Annotated in this window: 21 protein-coding genes; 1 reads left to right on the forward strand and 20 read right to left on the reverse strand. The window is 62.2% G+C overall.

Annotated features, from left to right (window positions below; all coding sequences use genetic code 11):
• Positions 1-42: 42 nt before the first annotated feature.
• From TU79_RS14035 to hutC, 17 genes are all read right to left on the reverse strand, one after another.
• Positions 43-840, reverse strand: coding sequence for a transporter substrate-binding domain-containing protein (locus TU79_RS14035; RefSeq protein ID WP_057008623.1), 798 nt, complete (start codon positions 838-840; stop codon positions 43-45).
• A gap of 130 nt (positions 841-970) precedes the next feature.
• Positions 971-1,771: a transporter substrate-binding domain-containing protein gene (locus TU79_RS14040; protein ID WP_057008536.1), complete on the reverse strand. Its 801-nt coding sequence runs from the start codon at positions 1,769-1,771 to the stop codon at positions 971-973.
• Positions 1,772-1,957: 186 nt separating this feature from the next.
• Positions 1,958-4,528 carry a glucans biosynthesis glucosyltransferase MdoH gene (mdoH, locus tag TU79_RS14045; RefSeq protein WP_057008537.1) on the reverse strand — a complete coding sequence of 857 codons (2,571 nt, stop codon included), beginning with the start codon at positions 4,526-4,528 and terminating at the stop codon, positions 1,958-1,960.
• Positions 4,521-6,266 (reverse strand): glucan biosynthesis protein G, encoded by a 1,746-nt coding sequence (locus TU79_RS14050; RefSeq protein WP_057008624.1) that lies wholly within the window; start codon positions 6,264-6,266, stop codon positions 4,521-4,523. Before TU79_RS14050 ends, mdoH begins: the two co-directional genes overlap by 8 nt.
• A 267-nt stretch (positions 6,267-6,533) precedes the next feature.
• Positions 6,534-6,971, reverse strand: coding sequence for a D-aminoacyl-tRNA deacylase (dtd, locus tag TU79_RS14055; protein ID WP_057008538.1), 438 nt, complete (start codon positions 6,969-6,971; stop codon positions 6,534-6,536).
• Complete coding sequence (gene pip / locus TU79_RS14060) at positions 6,968-7,939, reverse strand: prolyl aminopeptidase (protein ID WP_003237417.1); 972 nt, start codon at positions 7,937-7,939, stop codon at positions 6,968-6,970. Before pip ends, dtd begins: the two co-directional genes overlap by 4 nt.
• Before the next feature lie 213 nt (positions 7,940-8,152).
• Entirely contained in the window at positions 8,153-8,953 is an 801-nt protein-coding gene (gene hutG, locus TU79_RS14065; protein ID WP_057008625.1) for an N-formylglutamate deformylase, read from the reverse strand.
• Between the two features lie 11 nt (positions 8,954-8,964).
• On the reverse strand, positions 8,965-10,170 hold the full coding sequence (gene hutI, locus TU79_RS14070; RefSeq protein ID WP_057008539.1) for an imidazolonepropionase: 1,206 nt from the start codon (positions 10,168-10,170) through the stop codon (positions 8,965-8,967).
• A gap of 12 nt (positions 10,171-10,182) precedes the next feature.
• The gene (gene hutH / locus TU79_RS14075; RefSeq protein ID WP_139136832.1) at positions 10,183-11,721 is read right to left on the reverse strand and encodes a histidine ammonia-lyase; all 1,539 of its coding nucleotides are present in this window, start codon (positions 11,719-11,721) and stop codon (positions 10,183-10,185) included.
• Between the two features lie 25 nt (positions 11,722-11,746).
• Positions 11,747-13,255 (reverse strand): HAL/PAL/TAL family ammonia-lyase, encoded by a 1,509-nt coding sequence (locus TU79_RS14080; protein ID WP_057008540.1) that lies wholly within the window; start codon positions 13,253-13,255, stop codon positions 11,747-11,749.
• Between the two features lie 59 nt (positions 13,256-13,314).
• Entirely contained in the window at positions 13,315-14,139 is an 825-nt protein-coding gene (locus TU79_RS14085; RefSeq protein WP_057008541.1) for a quaternary amine ABC transporter ATP-binding protein, read from the reverse strand.
• Positions 14,136-14,987 (reverse strand): ABC transporter permease, encoded by an 852-nt coding sequence (locus TU79_RS14090; RefSeq protein WP_057008542.1) that lies wholly within the window; start codon positions 14,985-14,987, stop codon positions 14,136-14,138. Before TU79_RS14090 ends, TU79_RS14085 begins: the two co-directional genes overlap by 4 nt.
• A 72-nt stretch (positions 14,988-15,059) precedes the next feature.
• The gene (locus TU79_RS14095; protein WP_057008543.1) at positions 15,060-16,013 is read right to left on the reverse strand and encodes an ABC transporter substrate-binding protein; all 954 of its coding nucleotides are present in this window, start codon (positions 16,011-16,013) and stop codon (positions 15,060-15,062) included.
• 69 nt (positions 16,014-16,082) lie between these two features.
• Positions 16,083-17,540 (reverse strand): purine-cytosine permease family protein, encoded by a 1,458-nt coding sequence (locus TU79_RS14100; protein ID WP_057008544.1) that lies wholly within the window; start codon positions 17,538-17,540, stop codon positions 16,083-16,085.
• Positions 17,541-17,690: 150 nt separating this feature from the next.
• On the reverse strand, positions 17,691-19,361 hold the full coding sequence (gene hutU / locus TU79_RS14105) for a urocanate hydratase (RefSeq protein WP_057008545.1): 1,671 nt from the start codon (positions 19,359-19,361) through the stop codon (positions 17,691-17,693).
• A 381-nt stretch (positions 19,362-19,742) separates the two neighbouring features.
• Complete coding sequence (locus tag TU79_RS14110) at positions 19,743-20,303, reverse strand: HutD/Ves family protein (protein WP_057008546.1); 561 nt, start codon at positions 20,301-20,303, stop codon at positions 19,743-19,745.
• Positions 20,300-21,010, reverse strand: a complete 711-nt coding sequence (hutC, locus tag TU79_RS14115) for a histidine utilization transcriptional repressor HutC (protein ID WP_169895309.1) — start codon at positions 21,008-21,010, stop codon at positions 20,300-20,302. The genes TU79_RS14110 and hutC overlap by 4 nt, the downstream gene beginning before the upstream one ends.
• 147 nt (positions 21,011-21,157) lie before the next feature.
• Between hutC and TU79_RS14120 the strand changes: the two genes are divergently transcribed.
• Entirely contained in the window at positions 21,158-22,522 is a 1,365-nt protein-coding gene (locus tag TU79_RS14120; protein WP_057008548.1) for a formimidoylglutamate deiminase, read from the forward strand.
• Positions 22,523-22,577: 55 nt separating this feature from the next.
• Here TU79_RS14120 and TU79_RS14125 read toward each other — a convergent pair whose 3' ends face one another.
• From TU79_RS14125 to TU79_RS14135, 3 genes are all read right to left on the reverse strand, one after another.
• A complete protein-coding gene (locus TU79_RS14125) occupies positions 22,578-23,147 on the reverse strand; it encodes a lipocalin family protein (protein WP_057008549.1) in 570 nt (189 codons plus the stop codon).
• A gap of 30 nt (positions 23,148-23,177) precedes the next feature.
• A complete protein-coding gene (locus TU79_RS14130) occupies positions 23,178-23,432 on the reverse strand; it encodes a hypothetical protein (protein ID WP_057008550.1) in 255 nt (84 codons plus the stop codon).
• A 175-nt stretch (positions 23,433-23,607) separates the two neighbouring features.
• Positions 23,608-24,618 carry a class 1 fructose-bisphosphatase gene (locus tag TU79_RS14135; RefSeq protein ID WP_057008551.1) on the reverse strand — a complete coding sequence of 337 codons (1,011 nt, stop codon included), beginning with the start codon at positions 24,616-24,618 and terminating at the stop codon, positions 23,608-23,610.
• Positions 24,619-24,764 lie beyond the last annotated feature (146 nt).

Consider the following 24,764-nt stretch of genomic DNA (forward strand, 5'->3'; position numbering starts at 1 on the left):
TCGCCTGGCAGGCCGCCATCGCGGGCAACCCGGTCTTAAGGCTTATTCCATGTCCTTGAGCCACTCGGCGCTCTTGAACCACTTGTCATGGATGCGATCGTAGGTGCCGTCGTTGCGGATCTGGTGCAGGAAATTATTGATGTAGTTGAGACTGTCGTAGTCGCCCTTCTTCAGGCCGAACGCCAGAGGTTCGAAGGTGAAGGGTTCGTCGAGGAACACCAGCTTGCCGTTGCCGACCTTTTTCTCGGCGACCACGTTGTACGGAGCATCGTAGACAAACGCGTCGGCCTTGCCGTTGACCACGTCCAGCACACCTTCCTGTTCGTTGTCGTAGCCGTGGTACCTGGCTTTGGCGATCAGCTTTTTGGCCACCATTTCACCGGTGGTGCCGAGCTTGGAGGTCAGGCGGTACTTCTCGTCGTTGAGGTCTTTGTAGGACTTGATGGTGCCTTCCAGCTCCTTGCGGATCAGCAGGGTCTGGCCGACCACGATGAAGGGTTCGCTGAAGTTCAGGCGCAGATTGCGCTCCTGGGTCAGGGTCATGCCGCTGCCGATCATGTCGAACTTGCCGGTGAGGAAAGCCGGGATGATGCCGTCATAGCCGGTGGACACCAGCTCCAGCTTGACGCCCATGGACTTGGCCATGGCCTTGAGGATATCGACTTCGAAACCGATGATTTCACCGCGTTTGTCGGTCATTTCGAACGGCATGTAGGTCGGGTCCATGCCGACCTTGAACGTGCCGCGCTTGACCGCATCATCGATGGCGCCGGCCTGGGCCGCAGTGGCGGCAACCAGCGCGGTGACGCCGAGCATCAGCATCGACAGATACTTTTTCATCATCAAGTCCCCTGAACCATTCTTGTAAGACCGGCGCGCAAAAGGGCTGCACCATTTCGGGGTGCGATCCTAACTCACTCGCTGCCTGTCACAAAGGTTTCACGGGTAAATCTTGTCGGCGTCATGACCGTCACTCAACGTCCGCCATCCAGTCAGTGTCCTTGAACCACTTGTCGTGCAACTGATCGTAGGTGCCGTCCTGGGCCACCTGGTTGAGAAAGTGGTTGATCCAGTTGACGCTGTCGTAGTCGCCCTTTTTGAGGCCGAAGGCCAGCGGTTCAAAGGTGAAGGGCTGCTCCAGTGACAGCAACGTGGCGTTTTCCGGCCGCGCCATGGCGATCAGGTTGTAGGGCGCGTCGTGAATGAACGCATCGGCCTTGCCCTCCACCACCTGCCGCACGCCTTCTTCGGGGGTGACGAAACTGCTGAACCGGGGCGTGCGCAGAAAGCGTCGCGCGGCAGCCTCGCCGGTGGTGCCCTGATTGACCGCAATGTGATAGCCCGCCTCGTCGAGGTCTTCGATGCTGGACACCTTGCCGGCCAGGCGCGGATGCAGCAGCACGGTCTGGCCCACCACGATGAAGGAGTCGCTGAAGTTGAGCGCGAGGTTGCGCTCCTGGGTGACGGTCATGCCGCTGCCGATGAGGTCGAATTTCTTCGCCATCAGCCCCGGCACCAACTCTGTATACGGCACCACGACCAGCTCCAGCTCGACACCCAGGGCACGGCTCATGGTGCGCAGCAGGTCGACCTCGAAGCCGACAATGCGGCCCTGCTTGTCCTTCATTTCGAAAGGGGTGTAAGTGGGCGTGGTGCCCACTTTGAGCACGCCACGACGCACGGCGTCGTCCAGCGCACCGGCCGCCGACACGCCGGCGTGAATCAATGCGACTGCGCCGATCAGCAATGCCGAACAAAACCTTTTGATCATGAGTGCCCCCGTGGCCCATTGAATGTGGGGGGCGATGCTACCCCAGCCACAGGCACGGCAATACGTCTCGAACAAAGGTCTTTTGTTTCGAAATAACAAGGGGTTAGCGTTTAAAGGAAGAAGCCGGAAACGCTGTAGGACCAGCGCTGGAAACGCCCCCGGGAAGAACCCTCGGGGGCGTCTGAATCAGGCCGGTTGGGCCCGCGACGCTTGCGGCTGCAGTGGCAGCAACGGCGCGTGGGGATCAGCCTTGATCGAGGCACGCCAGGCACCAAGCCACTCGGCATGCCCTTCGCTCCACACCTGCTCGTGCAGGCGAGCCAGGGCAACCGGGTCGCTGAGCAGGGCCACACGCTCGGCGTTGGTCAGGCCGGCAGGGCCGACTTTCAACGCATGGCGAACACGTTCGAGGCGCAGGTACTCAATCGGCTCCGCTTCACGGTGCCGCGAAGTCGCCAAGGCACAGGCCAGGGCGTTCTGCTGCGGGTCGACCACCGAACGCACGAACCCGTCATTGAGGGCGTGCCAACGGTTTTCGTGGGTGTACTTCTCGGTCGACAGCAGCGCCTGCGGCGGGTTGTACTCCTCGGGGATGAGGAACAGGCTCTCGTCGCGGGACTTGAGACCCAGGTTGACCCGGCTGGAAATCACCGACACCGGAATCGACAGCATCAGCGAACCGACAATCGGCACCAGCCACCACAGGAAGCTAGGGTTCAACCACACCACCAGCAGTGCCCAGAGGAAGCCCAGCACGGTTTGCGGACCGTGGCGCTTGACCGCTTCGCTCCAGGGTGTGGAGTCGTCGTCGCGCTGCGGCGAGTTCCAGGTCGCGGCCCAGCCGAGGAACGCGGCGAGCACAAAGCGGGTGTGGAAAATCATCCGCACCGGCGCCAGCAGCATGGAGAAGAGCATCTCCAGCAGCATCGACAGGGTCACCTTGAACTTGCCACCGAACTCTTTCGCGCCCTTGGCCCAGATCAGGATGATGCTCAGCAGTTTAGGCAGGAACAGCAGCACGATGGTGGTGGAGAACAGCGCCACCGCCTTGTCCGGGTGCCATTGCGGCCACAGCGGATACAACTGGCGCGGCGCCATGAAGTATTGCGGCTCCATCAACGTGTTTACCGCCAGCAACGCGGTGGACAGCACCAGGAACAGGAACCACAGCGGCGCCGACAGGTAGGACATCACGCCGGTCAGGAACACCGCGCGGTGCACCGGGTGCATGCCCTTGACCAAAAACAGGCGGAAGTTCATCAGGTTGCCGTGGCACCAGCGACGGTCACGCTTGAGTTCGTCCAGCAGGTTCGGCGGCAGTTCTTCGTAGCTGCCCGGCAGGTCGTAGGCAATCCACACGCCCCAGCCGGCACGGCGCATCAGCGCGGCTTCAACGAAGTCGTGGGACAGAATGGAGCCGGCGAACGCGCCCTTGCCCGGCAACGGCGCCAGGGCGCAATGCTCGATGAACGGCTTCATGCGGATGATCGCGTTGTGACCCCAGTAGTGGGATTCACCCAACTGCCAGAAGTGCAGGCCAGCGGTGAACAACGGGCCGTAAACACGGGTGGCGAACTGCTGCATGCGCGCATACAGGGTGTCCATGCCCGACGCACGCGGCGCGGTCTGGATAATCCCGGCATCCGGCGTGGCTTCCATCAAGCGCACCAGGCTGGTCAGGCATTCGCCGCTCATCACGCTGTCGGCGTCGAGCACCACCATGTACTTGTATTCACCGCCCCAGCGACGGCAGAAGTCGTCGAGGTTGCCGCTCTTGCGTTTGACGCGACGGCGACGGCGGCGATAAAAGATTTTGCCGAAACCGCCGGCTTCGCGGCACACGTCGAGCCAGGCTTGCTGTTCGGCGATGCAGATGTCGGCTTCGTTACTGTCGCTGAGCACGAAGAAGTCGAAGCGGTCCAGATCACCGGTGGCGGCCACCGATTCGAACGTGGCGCGCAAACCCGCGAACACGCGCGGCACGTCTTCGTTGCAGATCGGCATGACCAGCGCGGTGCGGGCGTCTTTGGGAATCGGCTCGTCACCGGCGCTTTTACCGGAGATCCGGTATTTGTCGTGGCCGGTCAGCAACTCCAGAAAGCCCATCAGCGCGGTCCAGAAACCCGCCGACACCCAGCAGAACAGAATCCCGAACATGATCAGGATGCTGGTTTGCAGGGCGTAAGGCAGAACCTGGGTGGCGGTTTGCAGCAGGGTCTGGTTGCGGATTTCGTCGAAGTCGACCAGCGACCAGCCCTGGTACGGCATGATGCCTTTCATGTACCAGCCGGCCACGATGGTCTGGCCGAGCATCAACACCAGCAGGATATAGCGACGGATCGAACCCACGGTACGCCAGCGCGCGGCCGGCAATACGCGCTCGTCCTTGGGCGGCGCGGGCGGGTTGGAGCGCCCGGTGATACGGCGCCAGCCGCGCACCAGAATATTGGTGCGCCATGGCTCAGGCACGACCTTGGTGCGCCGGATCGGCGGCGTGGCCTTGAGGCACACGCGACCACTGGCGTCAAGCGCGAGCATTTCCGCGTCCTGCAGTTCTTCGGCACTGTTGAGCGTCAGGCGCCGGCCAACCGACGCCTGGGCGGCGTCGACCGGTGCGTCGAAGGTGGCGGACGACAAGCGCTCGTGCAGCTCGCTGAAGGATGAGCAACCGGCCAGTTCGGCGCGTTGCTCAGCGGTCATCGGCAGATGCGCCAGGTACTCGGACAACGTCTCTGGCTTGGCTTGAGAATTACTCATCGGCTGGCAACTGGTAGCTCCAGGTCTCGGTCAGGACTTGTTCGGTCTTGATCGGCTCTGGTGTGGCGGGGGCGGCGGCAGGCTGTTTGGCTTCCTTGTCTTTCGCTTCCTTGGCGTCCTTTTTAGCCTGTTTCTCGTGTTGCCTGGCCAGTACTTTGTCAGCCTTGAGCACGTGGCTGGTGTCCTGCTCGGGCGCAGGCGGGGCAACATCCTGGACCAGCGCGGCACGCATTTCGGTCGGCTTGCTGGCGTCCTTGATCTTCATGCGCAGGGTCAAACGCCAGCCCTTGGTGTGCTCGTTGTAGCGCACGCTGTTTTCAACCAGTTCGGCGTTGTCGCCAACGCTCACCTGGCTGCGTACCGGGGCATCGGCCGGCAGGTTCTTCAGGGACGGGCCCTCGAAGTCCACCAGGTAAGCCACGGTACCGTCAGGCTGACGGATCAGGTTGGATTGCTTGACGTCGCCGGTCGAACGCAGGGTCTGCTTGACCCAGGCGCTGTCGGTCGGGTGCAGGGCTTTTTCGTCCATGGTCCAGTGCAGGCGATAGGAAACGTCCAGCGGCTCGCCGACTTTCGGCAGCTCGGCCGGGCTCCAGAACGCAACGATGTTGTCGTTGGTTTCGTCAGCGGTCGGAATCTCTACCAGGTCGACGGTGCCTTTGCCCCAATCGCCTTCAGGCTCGATCCAGGCGCTTGGGCGCTTGTCGTAGTTGTCGTCGAGGTCTTCATAGTGGCTGAAGTCACGACCCCGTTGCAGCAGGCCGAAACCACGCGGGTTCTCGACGCCGAAGTTGCTGACCGACAGGTGTTTTGGGTTGTTCAGTGGGCGCCAGATCCACTCGCCGTTGCCGGCATGGATCGACAGACCGCTGGAATCGTGCAGCTCGCGACGGTAGTTGAGCACTTTGGACGGCTGATTGGCGCCGAACAGGAACATGCTGGTCAACGGCGCAACGCCGAGCTTGCTGACCTTGTCACGCAGGAACATCTGCGATTTGACGTCGACGATGGTGTCGCTGCCGGGGCGCAGGGTCAGGCGGTAGGCACCGGTGGCGCGTGGCGAATCCAGCAGGGCAAAGATCACCAGCTGTTTTTCACCCGGCTTGGGGCGTTCGATCCAGAACTCGGTGAAGCGAGGGAATTCTTCACCGGACGGCAAGGCAGTGTCGATCGCCATGCCACGCGCGGACAGACCGTAGGTCTGACCCTTGCCGACGACGCGGAAGTAGCTCGCGCCGAGCATGGTCATGATTTCGTCTTGCTTGTCGTTCTGGTTGATCGGGTACAGCACACGGAAACCGGCGTAACCCAGTTGTTCGGTGGCCTTGGGATCAAATTTGACGTCGCCGAAATCGAAGCGCGTCGGGTCGTATTTGATTTCCTGAACGCTGTCGGCGGTCACTTCGTTGATTTTCACCGGCGTATCGAAATGCATACCCTGGTGATAGAAGGACAGCTTGAACGGGGTGTTTTGATCGGCCCATTCGGCCTTTTCGTTGCGGAAACGAATTTTCTGGTAGTCCGCAAACTTCATTTCGCGGAATTCGTTCGGCAGATTGCTGCGCGGAGCTTCGTATTTCTGCCCAGCCAGCTCTTTAGCCTTGGCCGACACGTCATCCAGACTGAATGCCCACAGTTGACCCGCGCCGAACAGGCAAAACAGGGCGGAGCCCGTTACCAGTGCGTTTCGTAACCGTTTGGCAGACAATTTTGGTGCATTACAGGGACTAACAATCACGAGCAACCCTCGCCGAAAACAAATCAAAAAACCAACGGCCAGCTATCTAAATGCCAGGTTGGCGAGCATTGTTCCGACTCCCATGGGACAAAATGATTCCCCGCTGGTCGTCAGACAAGTCTCTACCTAAGTCAAAATTGGACCAAACCACGCTGATCCCCGTAGCGCGCGATTATCTAGCAGCCCGCGAGACAACGCATCAGGGACAACGAAGTATTTATAGCGAAACCCCACGTTTTTTAGGCATTGAAGTCGTTTTTAATGCATTCACGTCTGTAACAGGAAGGTCACAGGGCCATCATTGACCAGATGCACCTGCATATCGGCGCCGAAACGCCCTGAAGCCACCTTGCCATGCAATTGTTGCGCTTGTAACAACAAGTGATCAAAAAGCGCCGCGCCCAGGGCCGGCGGTGCCGCCGTGGTGAAGCTTGGGCGCAACCCGCTTTTGGTATCCGCCGCCAGGGTGAACTGCGACACCAGCAGCAAGCCACCGCCAACGTCCTTCAACGACAGGTTCATCTTGCCCTCGTCGTCGCTGAACACCCTGTAGTTAAGCAGCTTGTGCAGCAATTTGTCGGCGCTTTGCGGCGTATCTGAAGGCTCGACCGCCACCAGCACCAGCAACCCCTGATCAATGGCTCCCACAACTTCACCGGCCACTTCGACCCGGGCGCCACGCACCCGTTGCAGCAGGCCCTTCATGCTTCTTCTGGCGGCAGATCAAGCAGGCGCCGTGCCATCTCGCCGGTCGCGCGCACCAGGGCATCGGTGATGCCGGGCTCGGACGCCGCATGCCCGGCTTCGCGGATCACTTGCAGCTCGCTGTTGGGCCAGGCCTGATGCAGTTCCCAGGCGTTATCCAACGGGCAGATCATGTCGTAGCGCCCGTGGATGATGACGCCAGGCAGATGGGCGATCTTGTGCATGTCGCGAATCAGCTGGTTGGGTTCAAGGAAGGAGTTATTGGTGAAGTAGTGGCACTCGATACGCGCGATGGACAGCGCGCGCTGCGGCTCGGAAAACCGCTCTACGTGCTGCGGGCTCGGGCACAGGCCGAGCATGCGCCCTTCCCAGCCGGACCAGGCTTTGGCCGCGTGCATCTGGGCAATCTGGTCGTTGCCGGTGAGGCGCTTGTGATAGGCCGCAATCATGTCGTGGCGCTCGTCCGCCGGGATCGGCGCGAGGTAGTCCTGCCAGTAGTCGGGGAACAGGCGGCTGGCGCCTTCCTGGTAAAACCAGTGAATATCCTGCGGGCGCGCCAGGAAAATGCCGCGAACGATCAGCCCATGCACGCGCTCGGGGTGGGTCTGGGCGTAGGCCAGGGACAACGTCGAGCCCCAGGAACCGCCGAACAGCACCCATTTGTCGATGCCCAGGTGCTCGCGGATACGCTCAAGGTCGGCGACCAGGTCCCAGGTGGTGTTGTTTTCCAGACTCGCACGGGGGGTGGAGCGCCCGCAGCCGCGCTGGTCGAAGGTGACGATGCGGTACAGGTTCGGATCAAAATAGCAGCGGCTCTGCGCATCGCAACCGGAACCAGGACCACCGTGGATGAAGACGACAGGCAAGCCTTCGGGTGAGCCACTTTCATCGACATACAGGGTGTGGGTGTCATCGACAGCCAGATCGTGCCGGGCGTAGGGTTTGATCTGCGGGTACCAAGTCTGCATTGCGCGCTCCGTAGGGTGTCGGGTTCATCCCTGGGGGGACTTCTATTATTGTGCCGTCTGGCATCATAAACCCGAATTGTGCAATGAGCATGTCCTTGAGCAGGCAAGGCTGTGAATACCCTCCAATGTGGGGCACTTAGCGCTGCCACGGCGCAAACGGGAGCCCCTGTGGCGAGCGGGCTTGCTCCCTTCCACAGGCGTTCTGTGTTGTGTCTATGAATAGCGCGCCCGGCCCCAGGCCAGCATCTGCTCAAGTAACTGCCTGAGCACCACCCGCGTCGGTTCCGCCAGGTCAGGGCGATAGCGGAACGGTTCAACCTCTTCCATGTAGGCGCTCTGGCACAGCTCCAGTTGCACCGCGTGGATATCCTGTGCCGGGTTGCCGTAATGCCGGGTGATATGGCCGCCCTTGAAGCGTCCGTTGAGCACATGGGTGTACTGCGGGTGACCGGCGCAAACGGCTTCCAGCCGGCCGGCCAATGCCGGGTCGCAGGCGGCGCCGTTGAAGGTACCCAGGTTGAAGTCCGCAAGCTTGCCGTCGAACAGGTGCGGGATCACCGAGCGGATCGAATGGGCGTCGAACAGCAACGCATAGCCGAATTCGGCCTTGAGGCGGGCCAGCTCTTCCTGCAGTTGACGGTGATAAGGGCCCCAGATCTTTTGCAGGTAGGTCACGCGCTCCTCGTCGGACGGCACCTGCCCTTCCAGGAACAATGGCACGCCATCGAACAATGTCGCCGGATACAGGCCGGTGGTGGCGCCGGCGTAGAGCGGCTTGTCGTCCGACGGCCGATTAAGGTCGATGACAAACCGTGAGTATTCTGCCGACAGCGTGCTGGCGCCCAGTTCCTCGGCAAAGTCATACAGCGTCGGGATGTGCCAGTCGGTGTCCGGCAGGCTTTGCGCCTCGGGGATCAACCCGGCCTCGACCGCAGGCGTCAAGCGCAGACCCGCGTGGGGCATGCTGATCAGCAGCGGTGTGCGGCCTTGTTTGAAGTTCAGAACCTTATCCACAGCCATGCTCCTTACACAGTGACGTCGACGCCGTGGCGCACCACGCGTTTGTCCAGTTCGCCACCCAGCCAGTAGGCCAGGTCGGCGGGGCGATCAATCTGCCAGGCGACAAAATCGGCGACCTTGCCCACTTCCAGCGAACCATGGCTGTCGCCCATGCCCAGCGCGGTGGCCGCATGCCGCGTGGCGCCGGCCAGGGCTTCTTCCGGGGTCATGCGGAACAGCGTGCACGCCATATTGAGCATCAGACGTAGCGACAGTGCCGGCGAGGTGCCGGGGTTGAGGTCGCTGGCGATGGCGATTTTCACGCCGTGTTTGCGCAGGGCGTCCATCGGCGGCAGCCGGGTTTCGCGCAGGAAGTAGAACGCGCCCGGCAGCAATACCGCCACAGTGCCGGAGGCGGCCATGGCGATGGCGTCTTCTTCGGTCATGAACTCCAGATGATCGGCCGACAGCGCGTGGTAGCGCGCCGCCAGGCTGGAGCCGTGCAGCGACGACAATTGCTCGGCGTGCAGCTTCACCGGCACGCCGAGCTGCCGGGCAACCTTGAACACGCGCTCCACTTGCTCGGTGGAAAACGCCAGGTACTCGCAGAACGCGTCGACGGCATCCACCAGCCCCTCTGCCGCCAGGGCCGGCAGCATCTCGTTGCAGATATGCTCGATGTAGTCGTCGGCACGGTCCTTGTATTCCGGTGGCAGTGCGTGTGCGGCCAGGCAGGTGGCGCGCACGCTCACCGGCAGCGCATTACCGAGGCGACGGGCCACGCGCAGCATCTTGCGTTCGTTGGCAAGGTCCAGGCCATAGCCGGACTTGATCTCCACCGTGGTCACGCCGTCGTGCAACAGGCTGCGCAGGCGCTTTTCGGCGCTGGCGAACAGCTCGTCTTCGCTGGCGGCACGCGTGGCACGCACGGTGCTGGCAATGCCGCCGCCCTGGGCGGCGATCTCGGCGTAGCTCACGCCCTGAAGGCGTTGCTCGAATTCGCCGCTGCGGTTGCCGCCGAACACGGCATGGGTATGGCAGTCGATCAGCCCGGGGGTGACCCAGGCGCCCTGCAGGTCATGCACTTGAGCGTAGTCCGCCACCGGCAACTGGCTGCGCGGGCCGATCCATTCGATCAGCGAGTGGGCGGTGACCAGGGCGGCATCCTCGATGATCGAGTACTTGCCGTCAGCCATGGTTGCGACGTGACAGTGTTGCCAAAGGGTTTTCATCCAACCTCCTCGTTACAGACTCGGCAGCAACGGCGCCGGCACCAGCTCGTTCAGGCAGCGACCGGCAAGCAGTTCGCTGGCGGCGATGATGTCCGGGGCGAAGAAGCGGTCCTTGTCGTAGAACGCCACTTTATCGCGCAGCAAGCCTCGGGCCTGTTCAAGTACCGGCGAGGTCTTGAGGCCGTCGCGCAGGTCCAGGCCCTGGCAGGCTGCCAGCCATTCCACGGCGAGGATGCCTCGGGTGTTCTCGGCCATTTCCCACAGACGCTTGCCGGCGGCCGGGGCCATTGACACGTGGTCTTCCTGATTGGCAGAGGTAGGCAGGCTGTCGACGCTGTGGGGATGGGCCAGGGCCTTGTTCTCGCTGGCCAACGCGGCGGCCGTGACCTGGGCGATCATGAAACCGGAGTTGACCCCGCCATTGCCCACCAGAAACGGCGGCAATTGCGACATGTGCTTGTCCATCATCAACGAGATGCGCCGCTCGCTCAGCGCACCGATTTCAGCCAGCGCCAGCGCCATGTTGTCGGCGGCCATCGCCACCGGCTCGGCGTGGAAGTTGCCGCCGGAGATCACATCACCTTCGGCGGCGAACACCAGCGGGTTGTCCGACACCGCGTTGGCTTCGACCCCCAGCACCTCGGCCGCCTGGCGCAACTGGGTCAGGCAGGCGCCCATGACTTGCGGTTGGCAGCGCAGGGAGTAAGGGTCCTGCACCTTGTCGCAGTTCTGGTGCGACTGCGACACCTGGCTGCTGTCGCCGAGCAGCGTTCGGTAGGCCGCCGCCGCATCGATCTGCCCACGCTGGCCGCGCGCGGCGTGGATTCGCGCGTCGAACGGTGAGCGCGAGCCCAGTACCGCTTCAACCGTGAGGGCGCCGCAGACAAGCGCGCCGGCAAACAGGTCTTCGCCTTCAAACAGCCCGCGCAAGGCGTAGGCGGTGGACACCTGGGTGCCGTTGAGCAGCGCCAGGCCTTCCTTGGCGGCGAGGGTCAGCGGCGTGAGGCCGGCGATTTTCAGCGCGTCCACGGCCGTCAGCCATTCACCCTTGTAGCGCGCCTTGCCCTCGCCCAGCAGCACCAGGGACATGTGCGCCAGGGGGGCGAGGTCACCGGAGGCCCCCACCGAACCCTTGAGCGGAATGTGCGGGTAGACCTCGGCGTTGATCAGCGCGATCAGCGCGTCGATCACCTGACGACGGATCCCGGAAAACCCACGGCTCAGGCTGTTGACCTTGAGCACCATGACCAGCCGCACCAACGCGTCGCTGATGGGTTCGCCGACGCCGGCGGCGTGGGACAGCACCAGCGAGCGCTGCAGGTTTTCCAGGTCTTCGCTGGCGATGCGGGTCGAGGCCAGCAGGCCGAATCCGGTATTGATGCCGTAGGCGGTGCGGTTCTCGGCAAGAATCTGTTCCACGCAGGCCACACTGGCTTCGATCTGGCTCGATGCACTGTCATCCAGGCTGAGGGTGACCGGCTGCTGGTAGACGGTGCGCAGCTGGGCAAGGCTCAGTTGCCCTGGAATCAGGTTGAGTGCAGTCACGTTCATGCTCCTTGTGAATTATTTTTTGATTTCAATGCAAATTCGGTAAAGCAGTGTTGGTGAGCACCCTGGCGGCGGCTTCAATGTCCGGCGCCAGCCAGCGGTCCTGCTCATACGCGGGGACCACCTCGCGCAGCAGACGCCAGGCGCGGTCGGTGCCTGCGCCGAAGCGCTGGTCCTTGAGAAACTCGAAGGCCTGCGCGGCCAGCAGGTATTCGATGGCCAGAATCCGCGTCACGTTGGCCAGCAACTGGTGCAGCTTGAGCGCGGCGTTGGTGCCCATGCTCAGGTGGTCTTCCTGCAGGCCCGAGGTGACAAAGTTATCGAGCACCGCCGGTTGCGCCAGCTGGCGGTTCTGCCCGCACAGTGAGGCGGCGACGTATTGCACGATCATCATTCCCGAATTTACCCCGGGATTGCTCACCAGAAAGGCCGGCAGACCGCTGACGTGCGGGTTGATCAAGCGATCCAGCCGACGCTCGGCCACCGCGCCGATTTCGGCCATGGCGATGGCGAGCAGGTCGGCGGCCATGGCCACGGACTGACCGTGGGGGTTGGCCTGGGACACCACGCGGTAATGGTCCGGCGTGCCAAGCAGCAGCGGGTTGTCGGTGGCGCCGTTGAGCTCGGTTTCGATCTGGCGGGTCGCGTGCTCCACCTGATCGCGCGAGGCGCCGTGGATCTGCGGGATCGAGCGCAGGCTCAGGGCGTCCTGGGTGCGGATGCCCCTGCTGCCGGCGATCACTTCACTGCCGTCGAGCAGCGCGCGCAGGTTGCTGCCGACGCGCTGCATGCCGGGGTGGCGCTTGAGGGCGAGGATCTCTTCGTCAAACGCATCGAGCTGGCCGCGCTGGGCCTCGAAGCTCATGGCGCCGATTACATCGGCCCATTGCAGCAGGTGATGTGCATCGGCCAGGGCCAGGCAGCTCAGGCCGGTCATGCACGGCGTGCCGTTGACCAGGCACAAACCGTCCTTGGCGCCGAGCATCACAGGCTGCAGCCCTTCGGCCTGCAATGCGTCCTGCGCCGGGACGATCCGGCCGCGATAGCTCACGTCGCCAATTCCCAGCAAGGCCACGCCGACATGGGCCATATGGGTCAGATACCCCACCGATCCCTGGGACGGCACTTGCGGAGTTATGCCGTGGTTGAGCAACCCCAGCAGTGCCTGCACCACCTGTCGATGCAGGCCGGAGTGGCCGTGGCAGTAGTTGATGATGGCGGCGCAGATGATCGCACGGGTCTGCTCGTCACTCAGTGCCGGGCCGACGCCGCAGGCGTGGCTCAGCAAGGTATTGCGCGACAGCTGGCTGAGCTGCTCGCCCTCCAGCGACACATTGCACAGCGCCCCCAACCCGGTGTTGACGCCATAGGCACGCTCGCCGCTGGCGACAATGCGCTGCACGATGGCCTGGGCATTGTCGATGCGCGCCCAGGCCTGGCCCGACAGTTCGAGCACGGCGCCGTGGCGGGCGACGGCGACCACGTCCTGCCAGCGCAGGGGGGCGTCGGCGATGAGCATTGTTGCTGGCTGGGGCATCTTTGTACCTTCTTCAATTGCTTTGCAGCTTCACTGGCCGGCTCACCACAAAACCCTGATCAGACCACCGCCGCCCGCCGCTGAACAAACCGGTCCACATACTCATCCGCCGGCGAGTGCAGAATCTCGCGCGGCGTGCCGACCTGGATCAGCTTGCCGTCCTTGAGGATCGCAATGCGGTTGCCGATGCGCACGGCCTCGTCCAGATCGTGGGTGATGAACACGATGGTCTTGTGCAGGGTCTTTTGCAGCTCGAGCAACTGGTCCTGCATCTCGGCGCGGATCAGCGGGTCGAGGGCGCTGAAGGCTTCGTCCATCAGGATGATGTCGGTGTCGGCCGCCAGCGCGCGGGCCAGGCCGACGCGCTGACGCATGCCGCCGGAAAGCTGGTGCGGGTATTTGTTTTCGTAGCCCTTGAGGCCCACGGTGTCGATCCAGTGCGTCGCGCGTTCGCTGCACACCTGCTTGCTTTCGCCGCGCACCTTGAGGCCGTAGGCAACGTTGTCGAGCACGCTCTTGTGCGGCAGCAGGCCGAAGCTCTGGAACACCATGCTGATTTTGTGCCGACGGAAGTGGCGCAGGGCATCCATGTCCAGTTGCAGGATGTCTTCACCGTCCACCAGGATCGCGCCGCTGGTGGGGTCGATCAGGCGGTTGAAGTGGCGCACCAGGGTCGACTTGCCGGAACCCGACAGCCCCATGATCACAAAGATCTCGCCGGTGGCGATGCTCAGGGACAGGTCATTCACGCCGACCACGCAACCGGTTTCGGCCAGAACCTCATCCTTGGTCTTGCCCTGGCCGATCATGGCCAGCGCGTCTTTGGATCGATTGCCGAAAATCTTGAACACGTTCCTGACTTCAATTTTGCTGACGGTACTCATTTGCTCGCCTCATGCCGTGGACGACCATAGGCCTGGGTGATGCGGTCGATGACCACCGCGAGAATCACGATCGCAAGGCCGGCTTCAAGGCCACGGCCAACGTTGAGGGTCTGAATGCCGACCAGCACGTCTTCACCCAGGCCACGGGCGCCGATCATCGAGGCGATCACCACCATCGACAACGCCATCATGGTGGTCTGGTTGATGCCCGCCATGATGCTCGGCAGCGCCAGCGGCAATTGCACGCCGAACAGTTGCTGCCAACGGTTGGCACCAAAGGCGTTGATCGCTTCCATCACTTCGCGATCAACCTGGCGAATGCCAAGGTCTGTGAGGCGAATCAGCGGCGGCGCGGCGTAGATCACCGTGGCGAAGATCGCCGGCACCTTGCCCAGGCCGAACAGCATCAGTACCGGGATCAGGTACACGAAGCTGGGCATGGTTTGCATGATGTCGAGCAGCGGCATCAGCACCGCACGCAGGCGATTGCTGCGCGCCGACAGGATGCCCAGCGGAATGCCAATCAGCACCGAGATCACCGTGGCGACCATCATCAGCGCCAGGGTTTGCATCAGCTTGTCCCACAGGCCGACCGCGCCCACCAGAAACAGCAAACCGACGATCACGGCGGTGGTCACCACCTTGCGCGTGGCGTGCCAGGCAACGGCGCCGACAATCGCCAGCATCAGCCACCAGGGCGCGGCGCGCAGCAGACCTTCCAGGTTGACGATGGCCCATAGCAAGGTGTCGGAGATGTGCCGGAACACATCGCCATAGTTGGTGACCAATGCGTCCACCCACTCGTTGACCCAGTCGGCGATTGAAAACGTAAAACTCTCGGGAAACATAGCGTGCTCTCGATCCAATGGGGTGTGGCCGGGCGCCCGGCCAGCCCTTCAGGGTAGCCGGACGCGCTTGACCTACAAGGCCGCGTCGATTTTTTTGGCGGCCTCGTCGCTGACCCAGGCGTGCCAGACCTCAGGATGTTCCTTGAGGAATATTTTCGCCAGTTTCGGCGATTCGATACGTTCCTTGGCCATGCGACCCAGGTTCTGGTTGAGCAGGTCGATCGGCAGGTTGACCTTTTCCAGCACGGCCACCAGTTCCGGCGCCTGTTCATGGAATGCCTTGGACAGGCCGACCTTGATGCTCACGCTTTTATCCACGCCGGGTTTTTCCTGCAGCTTGACCAGGTCGACCTGACCCATCAGCGGCGTGGGCGACCAGTAGTAGAACAGGATCGGCTCGCCACGCTTGTAGCTCGACAGCACTGCCGCATCCAGCGCAGGGCCGGTGCCCGGGCGGAAGTTGGTGTAGGTGTTCTCCAGGCCGTAGCTTTTCAGCATTTCGCTGTTGTCCAGCTCACAGGTCCAGCCGGCCGGGCAGTTGTAGAAGCGGCCCTTGGACGGTTCTTCCGGGTCCTTGAATACCGCTGCGTATTTGCCCAGGTCCGCAATGCTCTTGAGGTCCGGCGCCTTGGCTTCGAGCTTGCGCTTGGCGTCGCCTTCGATCACGTAACGTGGCACATACCAGCCCTCGATCGCACCGACGATAGGTGCGCCGACGCCCACGACCTTGCCGGCCTTCTCGGCCTTGTTCCAGACTTCGCTGCGGCCCACCCACTCTTCAGCGAACACCTGAATGTCGTTACTGCCCAGGGCATTTTCCATGGTGATGGAGTTGCCCGGCAGGCTGTCGGTTTTGCAGTCGTAGCCTTTTTCCAGCACGGTTTGCAGGATGTCGGTCAGCAGCATGCCGCTTTCCCAATTGAGGCCTGCGAACTTCACCGGCTTGCCGGATTCGCACCAACCGGCCGCCTGGGCGCCGGCGCTTGCCAGAAACAGCGTGGCCAGCAGGGTCTTATGTATTTTCATTGTGGTGACGCTCCCAATCTTGAAATGGATTACGGCAGTCAGTAGGCATCCTGCCCTGTCCACGTCCCATCAGGCCTGTGCAACCGGCCTGGTTTTTATTGGCGCAGCGCCCTGCTCTGGCGGCAGGATCAGGTGGTCAGGTACAGCGCTGTGCCATTTTTTTGCGCACAGGTAATACAGGCCGGCGGGCAGCACCAGGCCGATGATCCAGGAGATATCCACGTCACCGAGGCCGGCCACCAGCGGGCCGGTGTAGAACTGGGTGGAGATGAACGGCAACTGCACCAGCACGCCAAACACATAGACGCTGATGCCCAGCAGGTTCCAGCGCCCGTAGCGTCCGTTCGGATCGGCCAGGGCCGGCACGTCATAGCGCTCGCGGGTGATGCAGTAATAGTCGACCAGGTTGATCGCGCTCCACGGCGTGAAGAACGCCAGCAGAAACAGGATGAACGACTTGAACGCACCGAGGAACGAGTGCTGGCCGAGCAGCGCGATCAGGGTTGCCGCGCCGACGATGACCAGCACGAACCCCAGCCGTTGCCAGCGCGTGACCTCCAGGCGACCGCGAAAGCCGCTGATGATGGTGGCGATGCACATGAAGCTGCCGTAGGAGTTCAGGGTGGAAATCGTGACCTTGCCGAACGCAATGCTGAAATACAGCAACGCAGCGGTGGCCCCCGTGCCGCCCAGGCCGACGATGTAGGCCACTTCGTGACCGGCGAATTGCCCGTTGGACAACGCGGCGGCGAACACACCGAGGATCATCGCCACCTGCGCGCCGATCACCGAACCGGCACCGGCGGCGAGGAAGGTTTTCAGTGAGGACGTGCGGCTTGGCAGGTAGCGTGAGTAGTCCGCCACGTACGGGCCGAATGCGATCTGCCAGGAGGCCGCGAGCGACACCGCCAGCAGGAAACTGCTCCAGCTGAAGTGACGGATTTGCAGGAGCGCGCCGATGTCGGCCTGGCTCATCAGACGGCTGAACAGATAGACAAACGCCACCACCCCAATGACGCTGGCGACGCGGCCGATGAAATGGATCACCCGATAGCCAAGCACCGTGACAAGCACGATGACACTGGCGAACATCAGGATACCGGTGTTGTCGCTGACGCCGAACAGCTGGCCCAGCGCCTGGCCCGACAGCACAGTGCCAGTGGCGGTGAAGCCCAGGTACATCAGGCACACCAGCACAATCGGGATGGCCGCGCCGTACACGCCGAACTGTACACGACTGGAGATCATCTGCGGCAGGCCGAGTTTGGGCCCTTGCGCCGCATGCAGGGCCATGACGCCACCGCCGATCAGTTGGCCGATCAACAGACCGATCAACGACCAGAACACATCACCGCCCAACACCACGGCCAGGGCCCCGGTGACGATGGCGGTGATCTGCAGGTTGGCACCGAGCCACAGGGTGAACTGGCTCAAGAGACGACCGTGTCTTTCCGCTTCCGGGATGTAATCGATCGAACGTTTTTCGATCAGCGCGGTGCTGCTTGCACGAGCGTCATTTACAGCCATTGTTGTTCAACCTCTGATGGATTGTTCTGCATGCGCATTGCTCTTCTGTGGGAGCTGGCTTGCCCGCGATGGCATCACCTCGGTCTTACTGACAAACCGAGTCGCCTGCATCGCGGGCAAGCCCGGCTCCCACAACAACCGAGCCGGTCTTTATTTGATCATCGGCAGGTTCAGGCCCTGCTCTTTGGCGCAGTCGATCGCGATCTGGTAGCCGGCGTCCGCATGCCGCATCACCCCGGTGGCCGGGTCGTTGTGCAATACCCGCGCGATGCGTTCGGCCGCTTCATCGGTGCCGTCGCAGACGATGACCATGCCCGAATGCTGGGAGAAGCCCATGCCCACGCCACCGCCGTGGTGCAGCGAGACCCAGGTCGCGCCGCTCGCGGTGTTGAGCAAGGCATTGAGCAGCGGCCAGTCGGACACGGCGTCGGAACCGTCCTGCATGGATTCGGTTTCGCGGTTGGGGCTGGCCACCGAGCCGGAGTCCAGGTGATCGCGACCGATTACCACCGGTGCCGACAGCTCGCCGCTGCGTACCATTTCGTTGAAGGCCAGGCCCAGCTTGGCGCGCTGGCCCAGGCCGACCCAGCAGATACGCGCCGGCAGGCCCTGGAAGCTGATGCGTTCACGCGCCATGTCCAGCCAGTTGTGCAGGTGGGCGTCGTCCGGAATCAACTCTTTGACTTTGGCGTCGGTCTTGTAGATGTCCTGCGGGTCGCCCGACAGCGCGGCCCAGCGGAACGGGCCGATGCCACGGCAGAACAGCGGGCGGATATAGGCCGGCACGAAGCCCGGAAAATCGAAGGCGTTTTCCACGCCGACTTCCTGGGCCATCTGGCGGATGTTATTGCCGTAGTCGAAGGTCGGGATGCCCTGCTTCTGGAATTCGAGCATGGCCCTGACGTGCACGGCCATCGACTGCTTGGCGGCCTGGATCACGACGGCCGGCTCGGTTTTGGCGCGGGCGCGGTATTCGTCCCAGGTCCAGCCGGCCGGCAGGTAGCCGTTGAGCGGGTCGTGGGCGCTGGTCTGGTCGGTGACCATGTCCGGGCGCACGCCGCGCTCGACCAGCTCCGGCAGGATTTCGGCGGCGTTACCCAGCAGGGCGATGGAAATGGCTTTGCCTTCCTGGGTGTACTTGGCGATGCGGGCCAGGGCGTCGTCGAGGTCGGTGGCCTGCTCGTCGACATAGCGGCTGGCCAGACGGAAATCGATGCTGACCTGCTGGCATTCGATGTTCAGCGAGCACGCACCGGCCAGCGTCGCCGCGAGTGGCTGCGCGCCGCCCATGCCACCGAGGCCGGCGGTGAGCACCCAGCGGCCCTTGAGGTTGCTGTCGTAATGTTGGCGACCGGCTTCGACGAAGGTTTCGTAGGTGCCCTGGACGATGCCCTGGCTGCCGATGTAGATCCAGCTGCCGGCGGTCATCTGGCCGTACATGGCCAAGCCCTTGGCATCCAGTTCGTTGAAGTGTTCCCAACTGGCCCAGTGCGGCACCAGGTTGGAGTTGGCGATGAGCACGCGCGGCGCGTTGCTGTGGGTTTTGAACACGCCGACCGGCTTGCCCGATTGCACCAGCAGGGTTTCGTCGTCGTTCAGATGGGTAAGGCTCTCGACGATCTGGTCGTAGCACTCCCAGTTGCGCGCCGCACGGCCAATGCCGCCGTACACCACCAGTTCTTTCGGGTTCTCGGCCACTTGCGGGTCGAGGTTGTTCATCAACATGCGCAGCGGCGCTTCGGTCAGCCAGCTTTTGGCGGTGAGCGTGTTACCGCGGGCGGCACGGATTTCGACATCACGGTACTGGGTAGGCTTGGTCACAACGCTGACTCCTCGGCGATCGATGCGCGAACAGGTGCGTGGAAAGAAGAGTCTTACGCACACACCTTTACTTGTATGTACAAGCATATGCAATCGAGCGGCCAACTTGTTGAATCCGTCCGAAGGTATTTTTATTCAGTGCGCGGAAGCCTTGTGAATTAAGGCTTTGGGGGCTTTCTGACATTTCTTGGGTGGGTGTTTTCAATGAGGGCGAAATGCTGGAGCTGCATCACGCTGGGGCATTCGGTAACAAATTGGTGCGCCGATTTGTAAACACCGCAGAGAAAATGTGGGAGGGGGCTTGCTCCCGATGGCGGTGTGTCAGTCAGCCCATTTGGCAATGACCCACTGCTATCGGGAGCAAGCCCCCTCCCACATTTTTTAACCGCGCGCGGTCAGTTCGATCAGGCAGCAGCGGCCGCTGACCGCGATGTCCAGCAAGCCGGTATTACCCTGCACTTGCAGGCAATCGTGATGACCCAGCTTCTGGTCCAGCACCTTCACTTCATCCGCCACGCTGAACACCAGCACCGTCTGCGCGGTGCTGAAAAAGCGCTGCACGCCGTCCACCCATTGCAAACGCGCGTGGTAACGCCGGGGCGAATAGATCAGGTTGAAATCGCGAATCGGCCCGGTGATCAGCCGGCAGGACACCTGGCTGTCGCCGCTGAAAGCGAAGGGTTGCAGCGGCAGCAGGCCGCGCTGCTCTTCGCCGTCCACGGTCAGCACCATGCCAGCGCCCTTGATCACGGTGATCACGCGCTGGTAGCCGGCGAAGGTGGAGAACCCGCCCGACTCGGCAATATCGGCAATCGACAAACGCCAGCCAAACCCCTCCAGGCCTTCGCCTGCATCGCGGGTGATTTCTTCGGTGCTGCCGCCGCCATTTTTCCAGGGCATGCGCACGTAATCGGTGGCGCGCCACACGCTGATTTCACTCATTTGCTGAAACGCCCTTCGAGGCTGTGACGGGAACCGGGGTGGATCAAGCGCGCGGCCGTTACCGGCTGGCGACCCGACCAGGTACGCCGGCGAATCAACAGGCAGGGTTCGCTCGGCTCGATCTGCAGCAGTTTGCATTCGGCGGCGTCAGCGAGAATTGCCTCTACCACGTGCTCGCCTTCGGTGAGCGGTGCTACCTGGTTGAGGTACGCATAGGGCGTTTGCTGGGTGAAGTCCTGCTGCAGGTAGTCGGGCGCGACTGCGGCGTTGACGAAGCGGTCTTCGATCTGCACGGGGATATCGTTTTCGTAGTGCACGATCAGCGAGTGGAACACCCGCCCGCCTTCACGCATTTCCAGCGCAACGGCGCGCTCGGAACCGGCAGCCTCTTCGCACAGGTGGATGACCTGGCAGGTGTGACGATGGCCGCGCGAGGCAATCTCATCGGCAATGTTGTGCACTTCGAACAGCGCCGACTGGCTCTTGGGTTCGGCGACGAATGTGCCCACGCCCTGCATGCGCACCAGCAACCCTTCGGCGGTGAGTTCGCGCAGGGCACGGTTGATGGTCATGCGGCTGAAGCCCAACTGGCTGACCAGTTCGCTTTCCGACGGCACGCGGTAATGGGGCGGCCAGTTGCCGGTGAGAATCTGCTGGCTGATCATCTGTTTGACGCGGGCATACAAGGGCGCCGGACTTTCGTCCATGTGGGCAGCCAGCGGAGACTTGGCAGGCGGAGTCGGCACGGGGAATCCTTGCAGGGAAAAAAGAAGCATAGATTGCCGGAGTTTACCGAGCAGGCAAACGTCTGTATATGTATATACAAATAAACACACGACCGGAGTCTTCTGATCATGTCCGCATTCTTTGCCGAACGCGCGCTGCTGCCTGATGGATGGGCCAATGATGTACGCCTTGAGGTGGGCGCTGACGGCCTGTTGACTCGGGTCGAGGCCAATGCCGACGCAGAGGGCGCCGAGCGACTCAGAGGCCCGCTGTTGGCCGGCATGCCGAACCTGCATTCCCATGCCTTCCAGCGCGCCATGGCCGGCCTGGCGGAAGTGGCGGGCAACCCGAACGACAGTTTCTGGACCTGGCGCGAGCTGATGTACCGCATGGTCGGCAAGATCAGCCCGGACCAGTTGCAGGTGATCGCGCGCCAGCTGTACATCGAAATGCTCAAGGCCGGCTACACCTCGGTGGCCGAGTTTCATTACGTGCATCACGAGGTCAGCGGTCAGCCTTACGCCGACCGCGCCGAGCTGTCGCGGCAGATCAGCCAGGCGGCCGCCGCCAGCGGTATCGGCCTGACGTTGTTGCCGGTGCTCTATACCCACGCAGGCTTTGGTGGCCAGGCGCCGAACGAGGGCCAGCGGCGTTTTATCAACAGCACGGACAGCTACCTGGAGTTGCAGGCCCGCTTGCGACCGATCCTGGCAACGCAACCGGCGCAGCACCTGGGGCTGTGCGTCCACTCGTTGCGTGCGGTCACCCCGCAGCAGATCCACGACGTGCTGGCAGCCAGCGACAAGGCGTGCCCCGTGCATATCCACATCGCCGAGCAGCAGAAAGAAGTCGACGATTGCCTGGCCTGGAGCGGCAAGCGCCCGCTGCAATGGCTGTATGACAACGTTGAGGTCGATGAGCGCTGGTGCCTGGTGCACGCCACCCACGCCGATGCGGACGAAGTCGCGCGCATGGCCAGAAGCCGAGCGATTGCAGGATTGTGTCTGACCACCGAGGCAAACCTGGGTGACGGGATTTTCCCGGCGGTGGATTTTCTCGCCCAAGGCGGGCGCATGGGGATCGGCTCCGACAGTCATGTGTCGCTGAGCGTGGTGGAGGAACTGCGCTGGCTGGAATATGGCCAGCGGTTGCGGGATCAGCGGCGCAATCGTCTGTATCGCTCCGCTCAGCCGATGGTCGGCCGCACGCTGTTTGATGCCGCGCTGGACGGTGGGGCCCAGGCGCTGGGTCAGCCTATTGGTCGATTGGAGGTGGGCAAGCGGGCGGACTGGATCGTGCTGGACGGTAATGATCCGTACCTGGCCACGGCGAGCGAGGATGGGATTCTCAATCGCTGGCTGTTCGCCGGGGGTGATCGGCAGGTGCGCGACGTGCTGGTGAACGGCAAGTGGGTGGTGCGGGACGGGCATCATGCCGATGAAGAGGAAAGCGCGAGGGTGTTCACGCAGGTGTTGAGGACTCTACTCGGATAAACAATGCGGGAGGGGGCTTGCTCCCTCCCACATTGGGTTCAGGGTGTTGTCGAGGTTATTGCGAAGTCTTGGCCATCTGCTTGTCCGAGGTGCGGAAGATCAGACGCGTGGTGTCATAGCCCTGCTGCCTCGCCCTGCTGAGCAGGTCTTCACGGGTGTCGGCGCTCACCGTTGGTGTACGCGACAGGATCCACATATAGCGACGGCTCGGGCTGCCGACAATGGCGGTCTTGTAGTCATCGCTGACGTACAATACCCAGTAGTCGCCCTTGGCAACGCCCGGCAGCAGCGCGGTAAACCAGTTATTGAATTCCACCCAGAGCTTGTCGGTCTTGCCCGGCACTTGCGGCGTGGCGGTGCCCTTGGCTTCTTCCCACTTCCACTCGGTGGTCAGGCAGCGGTTGAACACCGACATGTCGCCATCGGGCAGCAGGCTGTAGCGAGCTTCCGACTGCGCGCAGTTGCGCTGGAAGTACATCGGCAATCGCGCCAACTCGTACCAGGTGCCCTGGTAACGCTTGAGGTTGACGTTGCTCGCGGTCTTGGGTTGCAGATCATCGCCAGAATGGCTGGCGCAGCCCGCCAAAAACAGGCTGGCGCAAAGAAACAAAACAAAACGCATCATTCTTCTTCTCCCGCAGGCTTGCGCCCCGGTTTACTTCAGGCCTTGCCCGGAAAACAACACAACCCTGTCACCGGCATATTGAACGCTGATAAAGCTGTTTTTATCGCCCCAGGTGCAACTGGACATGCCCAGTGCGCCGGAACAGTCAGTCGGCTTCCCCAGCAGTGACTCCACCTCGGCCCTGGGCATCCCGGCCGACAACTTCGCGAAATTCTCTTGATTGACTTTGCTGCAAGCGGCCAGCAGCACGCAAAAAGTCAGCAAGGCGAGACGACGTAACGACATGGATGAACTCCTGAGGGACGAAGCAGCATGGGTATCTGCCAGAAGCTTAGAAGGGAAAAGGGGGGTCTGGTTCCCGACGCGCAAAAACAAAAAAACCCCGAAAACGCTGAAACGTTTCGGGGCTTCTTCAAGGGTGATCCGCCTCACAACCTGGCGGATTGTTCATCGCACTCGCTTACTGCTTGTGATACGCCGTCACACGCTCAACTTCTTCCTTCGAACCCAAAAACACCGCCACACGCTGGTGCAGCCCTTCAGGCTGGATGTCGAGGATGCGCTGGTGGCCGTCGGTGGACGCGCCGCCGGCCTGCTCAACCAGGAACGACATCGGGTTGGCTTCGTACATCAGGCGCAGCTTGCCCGGCTTGGACGGCTCGCGGCTGTCGCGCGGGTACATGAACAAGCCACCACGGGTGAGGATACGGTGCACGTCGGCCACCATCGCAGCCACCCAGCGCATGTTGAAGTTTTTCTTCAGCGGGCCTTCTTCGCCAGCCATCAGCTCGCCAACATAGCGGGTCACCGGCTCTTCCCAGTGACGCTGGTTGGACATGTTGATCGCAAATTCCTGGGTGGACGCAGGAATGGTGATGTCTTCGTGGGTGAGTACGAAGCTGCCCATTTCGCGGTCCAGAGTGAAGCCTTTTACGCCGTCGCCCAGGGTCAGCACCAGCATGGTCTGCGGACCGTAGATCGCATAACCGGCAGCAACCTGCTCGGTGCCTGGCTGCAGGAAGGCCTTTTCGTTCAGCGCTTCGTTCTGGCTCAGGTATTCATTCGGGCAACGCAGTACCGAAAAGATGGTGCCGACCGGGGCATTGATGTCGATGTTGGACGAGCCGTCCAACGGGTCGAATACCAACAGGTAGGCGCCCTTCGGGTATTTGCCCGGGATCTGGTAGGCATTGTCCATTTCCTCGGACGCCATGCCGGCCAGGTGACCGCCCCATTCGTTGGCTTCGAGCAGGATCTCGTTGGAGATCACGTCGAGCTTCTTCTGCACTTCGCCCTGCACGTTTTCAGTGCCCATGCTGCCCAGGACACCGCCCAACGCGCCTTTGGAAACGGCGTGGCTGATTTCCTTGCAGGCACGCGCCACCACTTCGATAAGGAAGCGCAGATCGGCAGGCGTGTTATTGCTGCGGGTCTGCTCGATCAAATAGCGACTCAAGGTAACGCGGGACATGTAAGGCTCCGGACAATGGGGGGCTGAAAACCCGCGCAGTTTAGCGCGAGTCGGGGCTTAAATCCTCTCATCAGAGGATTTAAGCGCAATAGAGTTCATGGTCTGGCAACAGATCCAATGCGTGAGGGAGCACGCCCCCTCACACA

Source organism: Pseudomonas trivialis (assembly GCF_001439805.1).
Taxonomy (GTDB): Bacteria; Pseudomonadota; Gammaproteobacteria; order Pseudomonadales; family Pseudomonadaceae; genus Aquipseudomonas; species Aquipseudomonas trivialis.

Coding starts and splice junctions, on each gene's coding strand:
- TU79_RS14035 (WP_057008623.1), bottom strand. CDS start 840: ATGAAAAAGTATCTGTCGATGCTGATGCTCGGCGTCACCGCGCTGGTT.
- TU79_RS14040 (WP_057008536.1), bottom strand. CDS start 1,771: ATGATCAAAAGGTTTTGTTCGGCATTGCTGATCGGCGCAGTCGCATTG.
- mdoH (WP_057008537.1), bottom strand. CDS start 4,528: ATGAGTAATTCTCAAGCCAAGCCAGAGACGTTGTCCGAGTACCTGGCG.
- dtd (WP_057008538.1), bottom strand. CDS start 6,971: ATGAAGGGCCTGCTGCAACGGGTGCGTGGCGCCCGGGTCGAAGTGGCC.
- pip (WP_003237417.1), bottom strand. CDS start 7,939: ATGCAGACTTGGTACCCGCAGATCAAACCCTACGCCCGGCACGATCTG.
- hutI (WP_057008539.1), bottom strand. CDS start 10,170: ATGAAAACCCTTTGGCAACACTGTCACGTCGCAACCATGGCTGACGGC.
- hutH (WP_139136832.1), bottom strand. CDS start 11,721: ATGAACGTGACTGCACTCAACCTGATTCCAGGGCAACTGAGCCTTGCC.
- TU79_RS14080 (WP_057008540.1), bottom strand. CDS start 13,255: ATGCCCCAGCCAGCAACAATGCTCATCGCCGACGCCCCCCTGCGCTGG.
- TU79_RS14085 (WP_057008541.1), bottom strand. CDS start 14,139: ATGAGTACCGTCAGCAAAATTGAAGTCAGGAACGTGTTCAAGATTTTC.
- TU79_RS14090 (WP_057008542.1), bottom strand. CDS start 14,987: ATGTTTCCCGAGAGTTTTACGTTTTCAATCGCCGACTGGGTCAACGAG.
- TU79_RS14095 (WP_057008543.1), bottom strand. CDS start 16,013: ATGAAAATACATAAGACCCTGCTGGCCACGCTGTTTCTGGCAAGCGCC.
- TU79_RS14100 (WP_057008544.1), bottom strand. CDS start 17,540: ATGGCTGTAAATGACGCTCGTGCAAGCAGCACCGCGCTGATCGAAAAA.
- TU79_RS14110 (WP_057008546.1), bottom strand. CDS start 20,303: ATGAGTGAAATCAGCGTGTGGCGCGCCACCGATTACGTGCGCATGCCC.
- hutC (WP_169895309.1), bottom strand. CDS start 21,010: ATGGACGAAAGTCCGGCGCCCTTGTATGCCCGCGTCAAACAGATGATC.
- TU79_RS14120 (WP_057008548.1), top strand. CDS start 21,158: ATGTCCGCATTCTTTGCCGAACGCGCGCTGCTGCCTGATGGATGGGCC.
- TU79_RS14125 (WP_057008549.1), bottom strand. CDS start 23,147: ATGATGCGTTTTGTTTTGTTTCTTTGCGCCAGCCTGTTTTTGGCGGGC.
- TU79_RS14130 (WP_057008550.1), bottom strand. CDS start 23,432: ATGTCGTTACGTCGTCTCGCCTTGCTGACTTTTTGCGTGCTGCTGGCC.
- TU79_RS14135 (WP_057008551.1), bottom strand. CDS start 24,618: ATGTCCCGCGTTACCTTGAGTCGCTATTTGATCGAGCAGACCCGCAGC.